Below are 17,968 nucleotides of genomic sequence, written 5' to 3'. Positions count from 1 at the left end.
TTTGTCCATTGATAGGTAAAAGGTCCACCATGCCGGCGCCAAGCGCCGGCGAATGTCAACGTTTGTCCAGCTTGGCCGCCAGCCGGTTGCCCAGCAGTTGGATGATCTGTACCAGCACCACCAGCATCAGCACCATGGCCACCATCACATCGGTCTGATAACGGTAGTAGCCATAGCGGATGGCCAAGTCGCCGATGCCGCCGCCGCCCACCACCCCCGCCACCGCGGTATAGCTCAGGAAGCTGATGGTGAGGATGGTCAGACTGGAAATCAGGCCGGAGCGCGCCTCGTTGAGCAGCACCTTGCAAATGATCTGCAGCGGGCTGGCGCCCATCGCTTCGGCCGCCTCCACCACTCCGCGAGGAATCTCGCGCAGCGTCTGCTCGACCAGACGACCAAAATACGGAATCGCGGCGAAGGCCAGCGGCACCGAAGCCGCCACCGGACCAATGGTGCTGCCCACCAGCGCCCGCGTCAGCGGCACCAACGACACCATCAGAATGATGAAGGGGAAGGAACGCACCAGGTTCACCACCCAGCCCAACACGCCGTTCAACGCGCGGTTGGCGAACTGCTGGCCCGGCTGGGTCAGGTAGAGCACGATGCCCAGCGGGCCGCCCAGCAAGACGGCCGCGCTCAGGCCTATGCCCAGCATCACCAGCGTTTCCTGGAAGGCCTGCCAGATTTCCGGCCCCATGCTCGCCAGGTTTTGCAATGCTTCGTTCAGGGTTGCGGCATCCATTACGCGGCCTCCAGCAGCGAGCGCGCCAGATCGGAATCCGCCGCCACTTCGTTATCCGACACATCCACCACTTCCACCACTCGGCCGGCGTCCAAAGCCGCCGCGCGATGGCAGATCGCCCGCACCACGCCCATCTCATGAGTGACGATGACGATAGTGACGCCAAAGCGTTGATTAATGTCTTTCAGGCACTCCAACACGGCTTGAGTGGTTTTCGGGTCCAGCGCCGATGTGGGCTCATCGGCCAGAATCACCTTGGGGCTGGGTGCCAGGGCGCGGGCAATGCCGACGCGCTGCTTCTGACCACCGGACAATTGGGCCGGGTAGTGGTTGGCGCGGTCCAGCAAACCCACCACTTCCAGACATTCGTTGACGCGCTTGTCTATGTCCGTCTTAGCCCAGCCCGCCACTTCCAGCGGGAAGGCGACATTGCCGGCCACGGTGCGGTTGGCCATCAAATTGAACTGCTGGAACACCATGCCGATATTCTGGCGCGCGCGGCGCAAAGCCTTGGCGGACAAGCTGGTCAGGTCTTCGCCATCGACGATGACCGCGCCGTGGTCCGGGCGCTCCAGTAAATTGATCAGGCGCAGCAAAGTGGACTTGCCGGCGCCGGAAAAGCCGATCAGTCCGAAGACTTCGCCCGGACGAATGGTAAGAGAGGTGTCCGTGACCGCGTCGAACCAGCCACCCTCGGGATGACGGAAACGCTTACGAACATTTTGCAGATGAATCATTCCAAACACTCCAAAAACACAAGGCCCGCCAATGAACTTGGCGGGCCTTGCATGGGAATCTTCGGAATCACTGCTGAATCGAGATTACTGTAAGCAGATGCTGGTTTGTTTCCTGGGTCTGCTTACCCACGCTTTAGCTGTTTTACGCCCGCAAGCTGTGTTCAAATCGGCGACTAAATTTGTTTATGATTGAACATCTTTTTTCGTTTTCAGTCAATAGCCCCGCCCCAAAAAACATTGAAATTGTCTCATCCAGTTCAAAAAAACGTCTCTCTTAGCGGGAATAGCTATAAACAAATCAGCGCAAAACATATGAAAAACCGCCGCCAGCAAGCGCTGACGGCGGCGATGAGACAACTCCAACACGGGTTTATTGAGCGTCGGACAAACCCTGCTTGCCCATCGTCACGCTGTACTTCTGACGCAGCGTGTCGAGATAGCTGGACAACTGAGCGTTGGCGTTCATCTCGCCCAAAATGGCGCTCAGTTGGCCGCGTTCGGCCTCGCTGGCCGCTGGCGCAGGAATCACCTTGTCGATGCGATAGAGCGCGTATTCTCCGTTATCACGCTTGGCGCCGGCGAAGGCCGGCAGCTTGCCCGCCTGAGCGGCGAACACGGCGCGCGCGTCGGCAATCGGCAACCCGGCCGGATCGCGGCGCAGCAGGGTCTTGGATTCGCCCCAGGCCTTGCCATCTCCCTTGCCCGCCTTCAGCTCAGCCAACAGGGCCTGGCCCTTCTTCTCGGCCAACTTGGCGCCTTCCTTGGCCACCAGTTCGGCCTTGATTACATCGCGCACTTCGTCCATCGACTGCTGACGTTCCGGCTGATGCTCGGCCACGCGCACTACCAACAGGCGGTTGTTGCCGATATCCACTGGCTCGCTATTGTGTTTCTTCTTCAGCACGTCCTCGCTGAACGCCGCTTCAAGCACCTTGGGGCTGTTGAGCAGAGGGTCCGCCGCCGGCTTGCCGCGGCTCAGCCAATCCGAATGCTGAGGCTGAAGCTTCAGTTGCTCCTGCAGAGCCTTCAATGAGTCGCCCTGCTGGTAAGCCAACTCGGTCAGCTTGTCGACCTGGCTGCGGAACAGGCTGCCCGCCTGCTGACGCTGCAGCTTCTCGGCGATAGCCGCCTTCACTTCGGTGAAGTCCTGCGCCTTGACCTCGTCCAGCTTGATGATGTGATAACCGAACTCGGTCTCGATCACTTCGCTGATCTGGCCCGGCTTCATCCGGAACACCGCGTCGTCGAAAGGCTTCACCATCATGCCATGGCCGAAGAAGCCCAGATCGCCACCATTGGCCGCGGAACCCGGGTCTTGCGACTTGGCCTTGGCCAACTCCGCGAAACGAGCCGGATTAGCGCGAACATCCTTCAACAACGCCTCGGCTTCCGCCTTGATCTTGGCCTTCTGCTCCGGCTTGGCGTCCTTGGCCACCGTCAGCAAGATGTGAGAAGCACGGCGCTGCTCATTGCTGAACTCGGCCTTGTGTTCTTCGTAGTACTTCTGCAGCTCGGCGTCGCTGGGCTTGACGCCTTGAGCCAACGCGTCCTGGGACAGCAGCACATAATCGAGCTTGACCCGCTCCGGCACGCGGAAACGCTTCAAATTAGCGTCGTAGAAGGCCTTGAGCAATGCTTCGTCGGTTTTGACTTCAGCGGCGAAGTCCGCCGGCTTCAACAGCAAGGAACGCACTTCGCGGCCCTCGCCCAACAGGCCGGCCAAGCGATTGACCACCGTGCCCGCGACGAACTCGGTTCCGGCGATACCGGTCAGCTGGCTTTGCAGCACGAGGTCGCGTTTGACCTGGGTTTCGAATGCCTCAGGCGACGGGTAGCGGTTTTGCAGGAACTCGCGATAACGTTCCGGGCTGAACTTGCCGTTGTCCTGGAAGGCGGGAATGGAGGCAATGACTTTGCGCAACTGCTCGGGGCTGACGGTGACGCCGCGGTCGTGTGCGTCGGACAGCAGCAGCTCTTGACGAATCAGGTTTTCCAGCGCGGCCTGACGGCTGGCCGGATCGGTGGGCTGGCCTTCCAAGGCTCGATCCAGATCGCGCTTGTAAATCTTGGAGGAACCTACCTTGGCGAGATAAGGGTCGTCGGAAGCTGCTTCATAGCTGCCCACGCCGAAGCCCACGAAGGTCAACGCAACAGCTCCCAATACAACCTGAATGAAGACTTTATTGTTCTGGACAAACTCGAACATGGCGATTGGCTTGAGCCACCCTTGTCAAAAAAAAAGGTGAACGCTGAATTTCGTTCACCTTTTTGTGAGTTCTGGCGGAGCGGACGGGACTCGAACCCGCGACCCCCGGCGTGACAGGCCGGTATTCTAACCAACTGAACTACCGCTCCGGACTGTGGTGGGCGTTGACGGAGTCGAACCGCCGACATTCTGCTTGTAAGGCAGACGCTCTACCAACTGAGCTAAACGCCCCTCGAAACACCTTGCCAGCCGCTAGGGGCTGCCAAGGCCGCTAATTATAGCGCGTCTTTCAGTGCCTTGCCAGCACGGAACTTCGGCGAACGAGCTGCCGGGATCTTGATGGTGGCGCCGGTCTTCGGGTTGCGGCCGCTGCGTTCAGCGCGTTCGCCAACGTAGAAGGTGCCGAAGCCCACCAGGGTCACGGTGTCGCCCTTTTTCAGAGCGTCGGTTACAGCGGCCACCATGCCATCCAGCGCCTTGGCGGCGGCGGCTTTGGAGATATCGGCCTCAGCGGCAATAGCGTCAATCAGTTCAGACTTGTTCACGTAAGTCCCCTTTCGTCGTTCTCGGTCTACGTAATTCGGATAAAAACCGCTTGCTTTATAGCAAGGGCGAAATCCTTGTGTCAAGCGGCTTTGACGGGCATTTTGCCATTTCGCAAACACGCTGGAAAGCCGCTTGTACACAAGTTATTCAACGTTCGGCTAAGGCCATGATTCTTAATGCTTCATCACGGACACGCCTTGCGCCGCTTCCTGCGTCGCTCGCAACTCCTCCGCCGGCTTGTCCTCCTCCGGCAAAGGCTCCGGCTGCCGCTCCAACGCCAAGGTCAAGACCTCGTCTATCCACTTAACGGCATGGATTTCGATTTTATGCTTGATATTGGCGGGAATTTCAACCAAATCTTTTTCATTGCCTTTGGGGATCAACACATGCTTGATCCCGCCGCGGTGAGCGGCCAGCAGCTTCTCCTTCAGGCCGCCGATGGGCAACACCTCGCCTCGCAGCGTGATCTCGCCGGTCATCGCCACGTCGGCGCGCACCGGAATGCCTGTCAGGATGGACACCAGGGCCGTGGTCATCGCAATGCCGGCGCTTGGCCCGTCTTTGGGCGTCGCGCCTTCCGGCACGTGGATGTGCATATCGCTCTTCTCGTAGAAGTCCGGCTTGATGCCCAGCGAACGCGCGCGGCTGCGCACCACGCTCATCGCCGCCGTGATGGACTCCTGCATCACCTCGCCCAGTTGGCCGGTACGGATGATGTTGCCCTTGCCCGGCAGCGACACCGCCTCGATGGTCAACAGTTCGCCGCCCACCTCGGTCCAGGCCAGCCCGGTAACCTGGCCGATGCGATTCTCGTCCTCGGCAATGCCGTAGTCGAAGCGACGCACGCCCAGGTATTTGTCCAGATTGCGGCCGCTGACCGTCACCTTGGCCGCCTTGCCCGCCTTCAGCGAGGCGCTGGTCACCACCTTGCGGCAGATCTTGGCGATCTCGCGGTCCAGACTGCGCACGCCGGCCTCACGGGTGTAGTAGCGCACGATGTCGCGCAGCGCGGACTCCTGCACCGCCAGTTCGCCCTCCTGCACGCCGTTGGCCTTCATTTGCTTGGGCAGCAGGTATTTGGTGGCGATATTGACCTTCTCGTCCTCGGTGTAGCCGGCCAGGCGGATGATCTCCATCCGGTCCAGCAGCGCCGGCGGAATGTTCAGCGAGTTGGCAGTGGCCACGAACATCACGTCGGACAAGTCGAATTCGACTTCGGCGTAGTGATCGATGAAGGAATGGTTCTGCTCCGGGTCCAGCACCTCCAACAGCGCCGACGACGGATCGCCGCGGAAATCCGCGCCCATCTTGTCCACTTCGTCCAGCAGGAACAACGGGTTTTTCACCGCCACCTTGCTCATGTTCTGCAGCACCTTGCCCGGCATGGAGCCGATATAGGTGCGGCGATGGCCGCGGATCTCGGACTCGTCGCGCACCCCGCCCAGCGCCATGCGCACGAACTTGCGGTTGGTGGCGCGCGCCAGGGACTGACCCAGCGAGGTCTTGCCCACGCCCGGCGGCCCCACCAGGCACAGGATGGGCGCCTTGAGCTTGTCGACGCGCTGTTGCACCGCCAGATACTCCAGGATGCGTTCCTTGACCTTTTCCAGACCGAAGTGATCCTCGTCCAGCACTTCCTCGGCCTTGGCCACGTCCTTGCTGATCTTGGTTTTCTTCTTCCACGGCAGTTCGAGCAGGGTGTCGATGTAATTGCGCACCACGGTGGCTTCGGCCGACATCGGCGACATCATGCGCAGCTTTTTGAGCTCGGACATCGCCTTCTCGCGGCCTTCCTTGCTCATGCCTGCGGCTTTGATCTTGTTTTCCAGCTCGTCGAGGTCGCTGACCTCGTCCATTTCGCCGAGCTCTTTCTGAATCGCCTTCACTTGCTCGTTCAGGTAGTACTCGCGCTGGCTCTTTTCCATCTGCCGCTTGACGCGGCCGCGGATGCGCTTTTCCACCTGGAGGATGTCGATCTCGCCTTCCAGCTGAGACATCAGGTGTTCGAGGCGCTGCTGCACATCGAACATCTCCAGCACTTCCTGCTTCTGCTCCAGCTTCAGCGGCAGGTGGGCGATGATGGTGTCGGCCATGCGGCCGGCGCGGTCAATGCCGGCCAGCGAGTTCAAGACCTCCGGCGGAATTTTCTTGTTCAGTTTGACATACTGCTCAAACTGGGCAAGCAGCGCGCGGCGCATTGCCTCGGTCTCGGTCGATTCCTCGGCTTCCGGGCTCAGCGGCTTGAAGGCGCCGACAAAGCACTCGTTTTCCTCGCCTACGGATTCGATCATCGCGCGCTGACGGCCTTCGACCAGCACCTTGACGGTGCCGTCCGGCAGCTTGAGCATCTGCAACACCGAAGCGATGGTGCCGACTGGGTACAGATCGTCGGCGGATGGTTCGTCCTTGGAGGCGGAACGCTGAGCCACCAAGAGGATTTGCTTGCCCTCGTCCATCGCCAGCTCCAGTGCTCGAATGGACTTGGCGCGGCCGACGAACAGCGGGATGACCATATGGGGGAAGACCACCACATCGCGCAATGGCAGCAATGGCAGCGTGGATTCTTCTTTGAGTTCTGCGGGTTGCGGCATATCACCTAACCTTGCTTGTGAAACAATGCTTGGGAGATGGGGGGCAGACAGTAAAATTCAACACCCCCATACTAAATCAGATTTCCGGCTCTACAAATAAAAAACCGCCCGGTTTGGGCGGTCTCCGGATTCGCGGCGAACAATCAGGCCGATTGCGCCTTGTCGTCCTTGTCGCGATAGATGAACAACGGCTTGTCGCCCTTGTCGATAACCTTTTCATCCACCACCACTTTTTCCACATCGGCCATGGACGGCAGCTCGTACATGGTGTCGAGCAACGCCCGTTCCAAAATGGAGCGCAAGCCGCGCGCGCCGGTCTTGCGGATCAGCGCCTGCTTGGCGATCACGCGCAAGGCGGACGGACGAACCTCCAGCTCCACCGACTCCATCGAGAACAGCTTCTGATACTGCTTGATCAGCGCGTTCTTCGGCTGGGTCAGGATGGTGACCAGCGCTTCCTCGTCCAGCTCCTCCAGCGTTGCCGCCACCGGCAGCCGGCCGATCAGTTCAGGAATAAGACCGAAACGGATCAGATCCTGAGGCTCCACCTCCTGGAACAACACGGACAAGCTCTTGCCATCGTCCTTGGAGCTGATGTCGGCTCCGAAACCAATGCCGCCCTTCTCCGAGCGCTGGCGAATAATCTTCTCCAGGCCGTCGAAAGCGCCGCCGCAAATGAACAGGATGTTGGTGGTGTCCACCTGAATGAATTCCTGATTCGGATGCTTGCGGCCGCCCTGCGGCGGAATCGAGGCAACGGTGCCCTCAATCAGCTTCAGCAGCGCCTGCTGCACGCCCTCGCCCGATACGTCGCGGGTGATGGACGGGTTTTCCGACTTGCGCGAGATCTTGTCGATCTCGTCGATGTAGACAATGCCGCGCTGGGCCTTGTCCACGTCGTAATCGCATTTTTGCAGCAGTTTCTGGATGATGTGCTCGACATCCTCGCCCACGTAACCCGCTTCGGTGAGCGTGGTGGCGTCGGCGATGACGAAGGGCACGTCCAGCAGACGGGCCAGCGACTGGGCGAGCAAGGTCTTGCCGGAGCCGGTCGGGCCGATCAGCAAGATATTGCTCTTGGCCAGCTCGACGTCGTTCTTGCTTGCCGGGCTGCTCAGGCGCTTGTAGTGGTTGTACACCGCCACCGACAGGGTTTTCTTGGCGAAATCCTGACCAATGATGTACTGGTCGAGATCCGCGCGGATTTCCTGAGGCGTGGGCAGCGGACTGTCTTCGGGGGCGGACGCGGCATCGCCGACGCCCTTCTCCAGCTCCTCGCGAATGATGTCGTTGCACAACTCGACGCATTCGTTGCAGATGAAGACCTGCGGCCCGGCGATCAGGCGCTGGACTTCATGCTGGCTCTTGCCGCAGAAAGAGCAGTAGAGAAGCTTTTCATTGCTGTTCTTGTCAGCCATTGGCGGATTCCATCACTCCTTAAGCTTTCACGTCCTTGTGGGACGTCAGCACTTTGTCGATCAAGCCGTAGGCCTGTGCCTCGTCGGCGGACATGAAGTTGTCGCGCTCGGTGTCGGCCATCACCCGCTCCAGCGGTTGACCGCTGTGCTTGGCCAACAGCTCGTTCATCTTGGCCTTGACCTTGACCAGTTCGCGAGCGTGGATCTCGATATCGGTGACCTGGCCGGACAGACCGCCGCCGTACAGCAGCGGCTGGTGAATCATCACCCGGCTGTTGGCCAGCGCGAAGCGCTTGCCCGGCGCGCCGGCGGCGAGCAGGAAGGCGCCCATGCTGGCGGCCTGGCCGATACACAAGGTGGAAACATCCGGCTTGATGAAGTTCATCGTGTCGTAAATGGACATGCCCGCGGTAATCGACCCACCCGGCGAGTTGATGTAGAAGTGAATATCCTTGTCCGGATTTTCCGATTCAAGGAACAACATCTGCGCCACAACCAGGTTGGCCGACTCATCCGTGACGGGGCCCACCAGGAAAACGATGCGCTCCTTCAGCAGACGCGAGTAGATATCATACGCGCGCTCGCCGCGGCCGCTTTGTTCCACCACCATGGGCACCAGGCCCAGACCTTGAGGTTCCATCATCGATTTCATCGGCCACTCCAGCTGTTATCAGGCGTTGTTGCCCATCAGGGCGTCGAAGGACAGTTCTTTCTCTACAACATTGGCCTTGGACAGCACAAATTCAACCACATTGTCTTCCAGCACCATGGAAGTCGGGCCTTCCAGGCGGTCCGGGCTGGCGTAGTACCAGGTCAGCACTTCAGCCGGATCTTCGTAGCTGTCGGCAAACTCGGTGATCATGGCCTTGACCTGCTCCGGCTTGGCTTCCAGCTTGTTGGATTCCACGACTTCAGACAGGATCAGGCCCAGAGCCACGCGGCGCTCGGCTTGTTGAGCGAACAGCTCCGGCGGGAACGGCATGTCCTTGACGTTCATGCCGCGTTGCTGCATGTCGCGACGGGCTTGCTCGACCAGACGGCCGATTTCCAGGCTGACCAGGGCTTTCGGCAGTTCGATCTCGGTGGAGTCCAAGAGCACCTGCATCACGTTTTCCTTGGTGCGGGCCTGCAGGCGGCGCTTCACTTCGCGCTCCACGTTCTTGCGGATTTCAGCGCGCATTTTCTCTACGTCGCCGTCGGCAATGCCCAGCTGCTTGGCGAACTCTTCGTTCACTTCCGGCAGCACGGCTTCGGCCACATTCTTCAGCAGGATTTCGAACACGGCGGTTTTGCCGGCCACGTCCTTGCCGTGGTAGTCCTCGGGGAAGCTCACTTCCACGCTCTTGATGTCGCCTTCCTTCATGCCGGCAACGCCCGCTTCAAACTCGGCCAGCATCTGGCCCTGACCCAGCACGAACGGGAAGTTCTCGGAGGAACCGCCTTCGAAGGCCACGCCGTCGATGGCGCCCTTGAAGTCGATGATCACGCGGTCGCCGGTGGCGGCTTCGCGCTCAACGCGGTTGTAGCGAGTGCGCTGTTTGCGCAGGATATCGATGGTTTTCTCGATTTCGGCGTCAGTCACCGGAGTCAGCGGCTTTTCCACTTCCTTGCCGGCCAGTTCACCCAGCTTCACCTCCGGGTAAACCTCGAAAGTGGCTGCGAACTTGAAGTTTTCCTTGTCGTCGCCAGCGGCTACCGGCTCGAAACGCGGGTAACCTGCGACACGCAGCTTCTGCTCGCTCACGGCGGAGTAGAAACCCTGTTGAACCTGCTCACCCATCACTTCTTCACGCACCTGGGCGCCGTAGTTCATTTCCACGATCTTCAGCGGAGCCTTGCCCGGGCGGAAACCTTGAATCTTGGCGTTGCGGGCCACGCGCTTCAGGCGCTCGGCCACTTGCGTGTCGATAGCCGCCATCGGCAGGGCGATATTCATGCGGCGCTCAAGATTGCTCAATGTTTCCAGCTGTACTTGCATGTTAAATCCTTAAGTGTGTGACAGGTTTAGTCATCTGGGACGGTACGACGCCACGGATCGGCAGACTCGAAGGACATTGCCTCACCTTAGACTGGCGCTGCGTGGAGTTACACCACGCACCCAACGCGAAAGCGGACAGTATAGCACGCGGCCGGCGCTGGCAAGTAGCCGCCACGCGGCCGCGGCGGGCCAGGCGGGCCCAGCCCCGCCACGAATTCCGGCATGAGGACGGCCCGAGAAACGGCAAGCTTTTGAATCAACGCGTGAATGCGCAAATGATTTTGACCTGGACCAAGCCCGGCCAATAGGACGGCCTGGACGGGCGATAAAGGATTTCAATCAGCAATGTTGAATATTCCAATCACGCCGGCCCTTAACCTTGCCCCGCCGCTCTTGTATATTGTCAGCCGAAACGGTCGCCGCCGCGCAGGCGCGGCCGACGTCGGCGGGCGTCAGGAGCTTGGATTCCGCCGGCTTGGCTCCATACTTCAGAACTGAACGGCGCGTTCTCGGCTCCAAGCACTCCGCCCCGGACCGTCGCCATCGGCTCTCTTACCGCTTCTCACACAGGAAAACATCATGACCACGACTCGCCACAGCCCCCTGCTGATTCTTGGCTCCGGCCCCGCCGGCTACACCGCCGCTGTTTACGCGGCGCGCGCCAACCTGAAGCCGGTGCTGATCACCGGCCTGGCGCAAGGCGGCCAGCTGATGACCACCACCGATGTGGACAACTGGCCCGCGGACGCCGCCGGCGTGATGGGCCCGGAATTGATGCAGCGCTTTCAGCAACACGCCGAGCGCTTCGGCACCGAAATCCTGTTCGACCACATCCACACCACGCATCTGCACGAAAAACCGATCCGTTTGGTGGGCGATGCCGGCGAATACACTTGCGACGCGCTGATCATCTCCACCGGCGCTTCGGCCAAATACCTGGGCCTGGCGTCAGAAGAAGCCTTCAAGGGCAAGGGCGTGTCCGCCTGCGCCACCTGCGACGGTTTCTTCTACCGCAACCAGGACGTGGCGGTGATCGGCGGCGGCAACACCGCCGTGGAAGAGGCTCTGTACCTGGCCAATATCGCCAAGCACGTCACCCTGATCCACCGCCGCGACACCTTCCGCGCAGAGAAAATCCTGATCGACAAACTGATGGACCGCGTCAAGGAAGGCAAGATCAGCCTGAAGCTGAACGCCACTCTGGACGAAGTGCTGGGCGACGACTCCGGCGTCACCGGCCTGCGCCTGAAATCGATGCAGGACGGCGCCACTGAAGAAATCAAGGTGATGGGCCTGTTTGTCGCCATCGGCCACCAACCCAACACTGAAATCTTCAAAGACCAGCTGGAAATGGACGCCACCGGCTACCTGATCACCAAGAGCGGCCGCGAAGGCAACGCCACCGCCACCAGCGTGGCGGGCGTATTCGCCGCCGGCGACGTGCAGGACCATATCTACCGCCAAGCGGTGACCAGCGCGGCCTCCGGCTGCCAGGCCGCCCTGGACGCGGAACGCTATCTGGACAGCCTGAAGTAAACGCTTGAAAGCCTTCAAGAAAGCCTTGCAAGGCCTGCGCCAGCAGGTGCGCGACTCCCGCGCGCCCGCTGGCGTTTCCGTTTCCGCCGCGCCTCAGGCCGAACCGGAGCCGGATTTCCGCCAGCTGTTTCGCGACGTCAAGCCCATGAAGCCGGATGGCCGTCACGCCAGCCCCCGCCCCAATCCCAGCCCGCATCCGCGCCGCCGCCATCAGCACGGCCAAGCGTCGGAAGCAGTGCAGCAGGCCTTGCTGCAGCACATGGTGGGCTGGTTCGAACCCGCCGAGGTCGACGCCCATTTCGCCCGACCCGGCATGCCTTCGGCCACGCTGAAGAAGCTGCGCGCCGGTTTCTGGCCGGTGACGCGTCAGCTCGACTTGCACGGCTGCGACCGCTATCAGGCACAGGACGCGCTGGCATTGTTCCTGCACCAGGCGCGCCGACACGGCCCCTGTGTGCGGGTGATACACGGCAAGGGCTTCGGCTCCAACGGCCAGCCAGTGCTCAAACGCATGGTGCGCTCCTGGCTCAAGCACCACCCCGACGTGCTGGCCTTCTGCGAGGCCGGCGAAACCATGGGCGGCGCCGGCGCGCTTCTGGTGCTGCTGCGGCGCGAACACACGCCGTGAAAATTTCGTTACCCATTCCCATTGTCTAACCGGGCGGGAATCCGCTAATCTCAAAACAAGGCGGACGCACCACCCAGTTCCACCACAGGAGTTACTGCATGTCCGGCACTGCTTGCCCCGACTTCACCCTGCCCGGCACCGCCGGCGTCACGTTTCAGTTGTCCTCCAGCCCCAAGCCGCTGGTGATCTACTTCTACCCCAAAGACAACACTCCCGGTTGCACCAATGAAAGCATGGACTTCCGCGACCTCCATGCCGAATTCGCCGCCGCCGGGGCCGCCATCGTCGGCATTTCCCGCGACAGTCTGAAATCCCATGAAAATTTCAAGGCCAAGCTGGAGCTGCCGTTTGAACTGCTGTCCGACACAGAGGAGACCGTCTGCAATTTGTTTGGCGTCATCAAGATGAAGAATATGTATGGCAAACAAGTCAGAGGCATTGAACGTAGCACCTTCGTGATTGACGGGAACGGCGACATCGCGCGCGAATGGCGCGGCGTCAAAGTGCCCGGCCACGCCGCGGCGGTGCTGGACTTCGTTAAGACGCTCTAAAACCGCGTCGGGGCGACCGGCCACCGGACCGCCCCGCGATAAAACCAGGGGATCATTATGGCCAGCCGCAAAAAAATCAGCGCCAGCAAGCTGTTTGTTCTCGACACCAACGTGCTGCTGCACGACCCCACCTGCTTGTATCGTTTCGAAGAACACGATGTGTTCATCCCCATCATCACGCTGGAAGAATTGGACACCCACAAGAAGGGCATGTCCGAAGTGGCGCGCAATGCGCGCCAAGCCAGCCGTTTCCTCGATGAGATCGTCAGCGGCGCCGAAGCCAAAATCGAATCCGGCATTCCGCTGAAGAACGCCAGCCGCGACGCCGCCACCGGCAAGCTGATCCTGCAGACTCAGGCGATACACAGCGTGCTGCCGCCGTCGCTGCCGGTGGGCAAGGCCGACAATCAGATCCTCGGCATCGTGATGGCGCTGAAGGAACTGCAGCAGGGCCGCTCGGTGATCCTGGTATCCAAAGACATCAATATGCGCATCAAGGCCCGCGCTCTGGGCCTGGACGCGGAAGACTATTTCAACGACAAGGTACTGGAAGACACCGACCTGCTGTACACCGGCACCCGGGAGATTGACGAGAGCTTCTGGGAGCGCAACGGCAAGGACATGAAATCCTGGCAGGAACAAGGCCGCAGCTACTACCAGGTCAAAGGCCCGGACGGCCAGAATCTCTACGTCAACCAGATGCTGTGGCAGGAAGGCGCCCAGCCGCTGCAGGCGCGAGTGACTCAGGTGGAAGGCAAGACCGCAGTGCTGCAGACGCTGAAGGACTACAGCCACCACAAAAACAATGTCTGGGGCATCACCGCGCGCAATCGCGAGCAGAACTTCGCCCTCAATCTGCTGATGGATCCTGAGGTGGACTTCATCACGCTGCTGGGTCAGGCCGGCACCGGCAAGACGCTGCTGACGCTGGCCGCCGGCCTGGCGATGACACTGGAACAGAAGCTGTACTCCGAAATCATCATGACCCGGGTCACCGTGCCGGTGGGCGAGGACATCGGCTTCCTGCCGGGCACCGAAGAGGAAAAAATGGCGCCGTGGATGGGCGCGCTGGAGGACAATCTGGACGTGCTCAACAAGAGCGATGACGACGGCGGCGACTGGGGCCGCGCCGCGACGCGCGATCTGATTCGCTCCCGCATCAAGGTCAAATCGCTGAACTTCATGCGCGGCCGCACCTTCCTCAACAAATACCTGATCATAGACGAGGCTCAGAACCTGACGCCCAAGCAAATGAAGACGCTGATCACCCGCGCCGGCCCCGGCACCAAGGTGGTCTGCCTGGGCAATATCTCTCAGATCGACACCCCCTACCTGACCGAGGGCAGCTCCGGCCTGACTTATGTGGTGGACCGCTTCAAGGGCTGGGGCCATTCCGGCCATATCACACTGCAACGCGGCGAGCGCTCGCGGCTGGCCGACCACGCAGCAGAAGTACTGTGATGCACCCCCGCCTGGAGCTGCTCCATCAAGCCCCGGCCACAACGGCGGCGCGCCATGCGCCGCCGTTGTTGTTCATTCACGGCGCCTTCTGCGGCGCCTGGTGCTGGCGGGAAAACTTCATGCCCTGGTTCGCCCGGCAAGGTTACGATTGCTGGGCGCTAAGCCTGGAAGGCCACGGCGGCAGCGAGGGCCGGGACTACCTAGCCGCCATCGGCATCGACGACTATGTGCGCAATCTGGACTTCGCGCTCAAACAGTTGCCGGCCGCGCCGGTGATGGTGGGCCACTCCATGGGCGGCTATGTGGTGCAGCAATATCTGAGCCGCCACAAGCTTCCGGGCGCGGCCTTGCTGGCCTCGGTGCCGCCCACCGGCTTGGCCTCTTCCAGCCTGAGGCTGCTGACGCAGGCGCCCGCCCTGTTTCTCAAGCTCAATATGTACCAGCACGGCCTGTACGACCCGGAGTTCATCGAACTGAAAGACATGCTGCTATCGCCGGACGCGCCCGAATCGGCCGTGGAGCTGCTGATCAGCCGTTGCCAACAGGAAAGTCAGCGCGCATTAATGGACATGACCCTGGTCAACCCGCTGACCAACCGGCCGCTGACGAGGCTGCCGGCGCTGGTGCTGGGCGCGGCGGAAGACCGGCTGGTGGGGCCTGAGGACGTGGTGGCCACCGCGCGCCGCCTGGACGTGGCGGCGGACATTCTGCCCCATCTTGGTCACATGATGATGCTGGACACCCGCTGGGAGAGCGTGGCCGAATGGCTGGCGAACTGGCTGGAACGCCAATTCCCCGAGGATTGGGATCAGGCGCTCAGCGCTTGAACGCCCACAATCCGTAATAAAAAAAGCGGCCAAGGCCGCTTTTTCAGTTCCCGCGCCGGATCAGGCGCGGGTATCGATGTTCTGCCCCAGATGGGCGGGATTGCTGGCCTGGGCCTGCGCCATATTATCGGACGCGCCCTGCACCAGACTCAAAGCCGACTGCGCCGACGCCGACATGGCTTTTTTCAATGCGTAGATCTGGAGGCTGTTGGATACGCCTTGCCCGCTGATCTGACTCAATCCATCCATACTTTGCCTCCCTTTGAAACACGCACAATGCGCATGGCTATAGTCTAGACGCATTGCCTCAGGCTGTCATCGCAGAATTTAGTCTTTTGTATCCAATACACTACAGCGCCGAGCACGCCTCGCCATTTCCGCGCACAACCATCGCTACCCTCATTCTCCCCCGTCCATGCGCTTGCACAGCCTATACCTGATCGATTTCCCGCTCATCCATCCAAGCGTTTCACTGGCGTTCCGCGATGACTCGCCGCTCATGCAAGTGAATGAAGAACAGCCGGTCGCCATGCTGCCTCAACGCGGCCGGCGTGATCACCGCCTCATCGGCCCGCGACTATCTCCATGGGAAATGCGCCGCCCTTGACCCGCGACATGCCAAAGCAGTAACATCGGACAAATGTTTGCAAAACGGACAAATGTTTGATGACAGAGCGGGAACAACAAATCCTCGCCCTGCTGCGCCGCGATCCGCTGATTCCGCAGCAGGAGCTGGCGGATCAGCTGGGCATCAGCCGCTCGGCGGTGGCTGGGCATATCATGAATCTGGCGCAGAAGGGTCACATCCGCGGCAAGGGTTACATCCTGGCCGAGCAGCGCTATGTCGCCGCCGTCGGCGGCGCCAATATGGACATTGTCGGCAGCGCCGCCGCCGCGCTGCGCCACGGCGACTCCAACCCCGGCCAGGTACGCTGTTCGCCCGGCGGCGTGGCTCGCAACGTAGCGGAAAATCTGGCGCGCTTGGGCGCCGACTGCCGGCTAGTTTCGGTGGTGGGCGACGATATCCACGGCCGCTCGCTGTTAGAAGCCACCCAGCGCGCCGGCGTCGACGTCCGCGGCTGTCTGACGCTGCCGGACGCGGCCACTTCCACCTATCTGTCCATCCAGCAGGCCGACGGCGACATGGCGCTGGCCATCAACGATATGGACATCCTCAACCGGCTGACACCGGAACGCCTGCAAGCGCAACGCGATCTGGTGCGCCATGCGGGCGCGGTGGTGGCGGACACCAATCTGAGCGCAGACGCGCTCGCCTGGCTGATAGCCGAAAGCGGCGAGAAGCCGCTATTTGTCGACCCGGTATCCGCGTTCAAGGCGGAACGCATTCGACCCTGGCTGTCCCGCATACATACGCTCAAACCCAATCGCCTGGAAGCCGCCGCCCTGTCCGGCCTGCCGCTGGAGCGGGCGGAACACGCGCCGGATGCGGCGCGCTGGTTCCATGGCCAAGGCGTGCGCCGCGTGGTGCTGAGCATGGCCGGCGCCGGCATCTATTACAGCGGCGAAGCCGGCGACGGCTGGCTGGACGCGCCGGACTGCGCCATCGTCAACACCACCGGCTCCGGCGACGCGCTGATGGCCGGCCTGGTCTGGGGCTGGCTCAATGAATTGTCGCTGGCGGACAGCGTGCGCTTTGCCCGCGGCTGCGCCGCGCTGACACTGTCCTGCGCCGCCACCAACAACCCTTCTCTGTCGCGCGCGGCAGTGGATGCCTATCTGAACGCCTGATCTCGTCATCAACAAGGAGCACGCAATGCACAAAGCCCATCTCGATATCCACCCCGAAGTAGCCGCGGCACTGGCCGCCAACCGCCCGGTAGTGGCTCTGGAATCCACCATCATTTCCCACGGCATGCCCTATCCGCAGAACGTGGAAACCGCGCTGCAAGTGGAAGCGGAAATCCGCGCCCACGGCGCGGTGCCGGCCACTATCGCCATCATCGACGGCCGCTTGAAAGCGGGTCTGAGCGCGGATGAGATCGAATACCTGGGCAAGGGCGGCCGCAACATCGCCAAGGTCAGCCGCCGCGACCTGCCCTTCATCGTCGCCGGCAAGCGCAGCGGCGCCACCACGGTAGCCTCCACCATGATCATCGCCGCGATGGCCGGCATCCGCGTGTTCGCAACCGGCGGCATCGGCGGCGTGCACCGCGGCGCCGAACGCAGCTTCGATGTTTCCGCCGACCTGCAGGAACTGGCGCAAACCCCGGTAGCCGTGGTCTGCGCCGGCGCCAAGTCCATTCTGGACCTGGGCCTGACGCTGGAATACCTGGAAACCCACGGCGTGCCGGTCATCGGCCACCGCTGCGACCACCTCCCGGCCTTCTTCACCCGCGACAGCGCCTTCAAACTGGATCACCGTCTGGACGAAGCCGCCGACATCGCCGCCGCAATGCAGGCCAAGTGGAGCCTGGAGCTGCGCGGCGGCATGGTGGTGGCCAACCCGATTCCGGAGCAGTACGCGATGCCGCGCGACAAGATAGACGCCGCCATCGAGCAGGCCTTGCGCGAAGCCGAGGAGCAAGGGGTAGCCGGCAAGGAGTCCACCCCCTTCCTGCTGGCCCGCGTCTGCGAGCTGACCGGCGGCAACAGCCTGGCCGCCAACATCCAGTTGGTGCTGAACAACGCCCGCCTGGCCTCCGCTATCGCCGCGCGCTACTGCGAGATGAACGCAGGCTAAGCACCTGCCAAGAGCGGCTAACAAACCCCTGATGCTGCGTTGCGCC

The 17,968-nt window shown here is 61.5% G+C and carries 16 protein-coding genes and 2 tRNA genes; 7 read left to right on the top strand and 11 right to left on the bottom strand.

The annotated features are described in order from the left end of the window. Positions 1 to 55 precede the first annotated feature (55 nt). The 10 genes from ACUXV1_RS06225 to tig form a co-directional block, all read right to left on the bottom strand. Positions 56 to 742: a methionine ABC transporter permease gene (locus ACUXV1_RS06225; RefSeq protein ID WP_043641827.1), complete on the bottom strand. Its 687-nt coding sequence runs from the start codon at positions 740 to 742 to the stop codon at positions 56 to 58. Continuing rightward, complete coding sequence (locus tag ACUXV1_RS06220; protein ID WP_052052234.1) at positions 742 to 1,479, bottom strand: methionine ABC transporter ATP-binding protein; 738 nt, start codon at positions 1,477 to 1,479, stop codon at positions 742 to 744. The genes ACUXV1_RS06225 and ACUXV1_RS06220 overlap by 1 nt, the downstream gene beginning before the upstream one ends. 370 nt (positions 1,480 to 1,849) lie before the next feature. After that, positions 1,850 to 3,685 carry a SurA N-terminal domain-containing protein gene (locus tag ACUXV1_RS06215; RefSeq protein ID WP_446015088.1) on the bottom strand — a complete coding sequence of 612 codons (1,836 nt, stop codon included), beginning with the start codon at positions 3,683 to 3,685 and terminating at the stop codon, positions 1,850 to 1,852. A 72-nt stretch (positions 3,686 to 3,757) separates the two neighbouring features. Further along, positions 3,758 to 3,834, bottom strand: a tRNA-Asp gene (locus ACUXV1_RS06210). A gap of 6 nt (positions 3,835 to 3,840) precedes the next feature. Then, positions 3,841 to 3,916, bottom strand: a tRNA-Val gene (locus tag ACUXV1_RS06205). 44 nt (positions 3,917 to 3,960) lie between these two features. Beyond that, positions 3,961 to 4,230 (bottom strand): HU family DNA-binding protein, encoded by a 270-nt coding sequence (locus ACUXV1_RS06200; RefSeq protein ID WP_019101406.1) that lies wholly within the window; start codon positions 4,228 to 4,230, stop codon positions 3,961 to 3,963. Between the two features lie 174 nt (positions 4,231 to 4,404). After that, positions 4,405 to 6,822 carry an endopeptidase La gene (lon, locus tag ACUXV1_RS06195; protein WP_043641823.1) on the bottom strand — a complete coding sequence of 806 codons (2,418 nt, stop codon included), beginning with the start codon at positions 6,820 to 6,822 and terminating at the stop codon, positions 4,405 to 4,407. Between the two features lie 143 nt (positions 6,823 to 6,965). Further along, the gene (clpX, locus tag ACUXV1_RS06190) at positions 6,966 to 8,240 is read right to left on the bottom strand and encodes an ATP-dependent Clp protease ATP-binding subunit ClpX (protein WP_019101404.1); all 1,275 of its coding nucleotides are present in this window, start codon (positions 8,238 to 8,240) and stop codon (positions 6,966 to 6,968) included. A 19-nt stretch (positions 8,241 to 8,259) separates the two neighbouring features. Then, complete coding sequence (gene clpP, locus ACUXV1_RS06185; RefSeq protein WP_019101403.1) at positions 8,260 to 8,892, bottom strand: ATP-dependent Clp endopeptidase proteolytic subunit ClpP; 633 nt, start codon at positions 8,890 to 8,892, stop codon at positions 8,260 to 8,262. A gap of 18 nt (positions 8,893 to 8,910) precedes the next feature. Continuing rightward, positions 8,911 to 10,218 (bottom strand): trigger factor, encoded by a 1,308-nt coding sequence (gene tig, locus ACUXV1_RS06180; RefSeq protein ID WP_019101402.1) that lies wholly within the window; start codon positions 10,216 to 10,218, stop codon positions 8,911 to 8,913. A gap of 579 nt (positions 10,219 to 10,797) precedes the next feature. Between tig and trxB the strand changes: the two genes are divergently transcribed. The 5 genes from trxB (at position 10,798) to ACUXV1_RS06155 (ending at position 15,221) form a co-directional block, all read left to right on the top strand. Continuing rightward, positions 10,798 to 11,754 carry a thioredoxin-disulfide reductase gene (gene trxB, locus ACUXV1_RS06175; protein WP_446015087.1) on the top strand — a complete coding sequence of 319 codons (957 nt, stop codon included), beginning with the start codon at positions 10,798 to 10,800 and terminating at the stop codon, positions 11,752 to 11,754. A 4-nt stretch (positions 11,755 to 11,758) separates the two neighbouring features. Continuing rightward, positions 11,759 to 12,382 carry a Smr/MutS family protein gene (locus ACUXV1_RS06170; RefSeq protein ID WP_446015086.1) on the top strand — a complete coding sequence of 208 codons (624 nt, stop codon included), beginning with the start codon at positions 11,759 to 11,761 and terminating at the stop codon, positions 12,380 to 12,382. 98 nt (positions 12,383 to 12,480) lie between these two features. Beyond that, positions 12,481 to 12,933: a peroxiredoxin gene (locus ACUXV1_RS06165; protein ID WP_019101399.1), complete on the top strand. Its 453-nt coding sequence runs from the start codon at positions 12,481 to 12,483 to the stop codon at positions 12,931 to 12,933. Between the two features lie 57 nt (positions 12,934 to 12,990). Next, positions 12,991 to 14,394, top strand: a complete 1,404-nt coding sequence (locus tag ACUXV1_RS06160) for a PhoH family protein (RefSeq protein WP_043593601.1) — start codon at positions 12,991 to 12,993, stop codon at positions 14,392 to 14,394. Continuing rightward, a complete protein-coding gene (locus tag ACUXV1_RS06155) occupies positions 14,394 to 15,221 on the top strand; it encodes an alpha/beta hydrolase (RefSeq protein WP_232060563.1) in 828 nt (275 codons plus the stop codon). Before ACUXV1_RS06160 ends, ACUXV1_RS06155 begins: the two co-directional genes overlap by 1 nt. Before the next feature lie 60 nt (positions 15,222 to 15,281). Here the strand turns inward: ACUXV1_RS06155 and ACUXV1_RS06150 are convergent, their stop codons facing one another. Continuing rightward, a complete protein-coding gene (locus ACUXV1_RS06150; protein ID WP_043641810.1) occupies positions 15,282 to 15,470 on the bottom strand; it encodes a putative motility protein in 189 nt (62 codons plus the stop codon). A 417-nt stretch (positions 15,471 to 15,887) separates the two neighbouring features. On the opposite strand from ACUXV1_RS06150, the gene ACUXV1_RS06145 reads away from it, so the two are divergent. Beyond that, a complete protein-coding gene (locus ACUXV1_RS06145) occupies positions 15,888 to 16,970 on the top strand; it encodes a PfkB family carbohydrate kinase (RefSeq protein ID WP_194426437.1) in 1,083 nt (360 codons plus the stop codon). A 25-nt stretch (positions 16,971 to 16,995) separates the two neighbouring features. After that, entirely contained in the window at positions 16,996 to 17,922 is a 927-nt protein-coding gene (locus ACUXV1_RS06140) for a pseudouridine-5'-phosphate glycosidase (protein WP_203391539.1), read from the top strand. Positions 17,923 to 17,968: the final 46 nt, after the last annotated feature.

This window comes from Chromobacterium sp. W521 (assembly GCF_052805975.1).
The sequence above is the reverse complement of the archived record's forward strand: the minus strand, read 5'-3'. Positions and strand labels throughout refer to the sequence as shown.

Bases quoted from the DNA above. Each gene is read 5' to 3' on its own strand.
- ACUXV1_RS06155 (WP_232060563.1), top strand. From the start codon at position 14,394: ATGCACCCCCGCCTGGAGCTGCTCCATCAAGCCCCGGCCACAACGGCG.
- ACUXV1_RS06145 (WP_194426437.1), top strand. From the start codon at position 15,888: ATGACAGAGCGGGAACAACAAATCCTCGCCCTGCTGCGCCGCGATCCG.
- ACUXV1_RS06225 (WP_043641827.1), bottom strand. From the start codon at position 742: ATGGATGCCGCAACCCTGAACGAAGCATTGCAAAACCTGGCGAGCATG.
- ACUXV1_RS06150 (WP_043641810.1), bottom strand. From the start codon at position 15,470: ATGGATGGATTGAGTCAGATCAGCGGGCAAGGCGTATCCAACAGCCTC.
- trxB (WP_446015087.1), top strand. From the start codon at position 10,798: ATGACCACGACTCGCCACAGCCCCCTGCTGATTCTTGGCTCCGGCCCC.
- lon (WP_043641823.1), bottom strand. From the start codon at position 6,822: ATGCCGCAACCCGCAGAACTCAAAGAAGAATCCACGCTGCCATTGCTG.
- clpP (WP_019101403.1), bottom strand. From the start codon at position 8,892: ATGAAATCGATGATGGAACCTCAAGGTCTGGGCCTGGTGCCCATGGTG.
- clpX (WP_019101404.1), bottom strand. From the start codon at position 8,240: ATGGCTGACAAGAACAGCAATGAAAAGCTTCTCTACTGCTCTTTCTGC.
- tig (WP_019101402.1), bottom strand. From the start codon at position 10,218: ATGCAAGTACAGCTGGAAACATTGAGCAATCTTGAGCGCCGCATGAAT.
- ACUXV1_RS06215 (WP_446015088.1), bottom strand. From the start codon at position 3,685: ATGTTCGAGTTTGTCCAGAACAATAAAGTCTTCATTCAGGTTGTATTG.
- ACUXV1_RS06140 (WP_203391539.1), top strand. From the start codon at position 16,996: ATGCACAAAGCCCATCTCGATATCCACCCCGAAGTAGCCGCGGCACTG.
- ACUXV1_RS06165 (WP_019101399.1), top strand. From the start codon at position 12,481: ATGTCCGGCACTGCTTGCCCCGACTTCACCCTGCCCGGCACCGCCGGC.
- ACUXV1_RS06160 (WP_043593601.1), top strand. From the start codon at position 12,991: ATGGCCAGCCGCAAAAAAATCAGCGCCAGCAAGCTGTTTGTTCTCGAC.
- ACUXV1_RS06220 (WP_052052234.1), bottom strand. From the start codon at position 1,479: ATGATTCATCTGCAAAATGTTCGTAAGCGTTTCCGTCATCCCGAGGGT.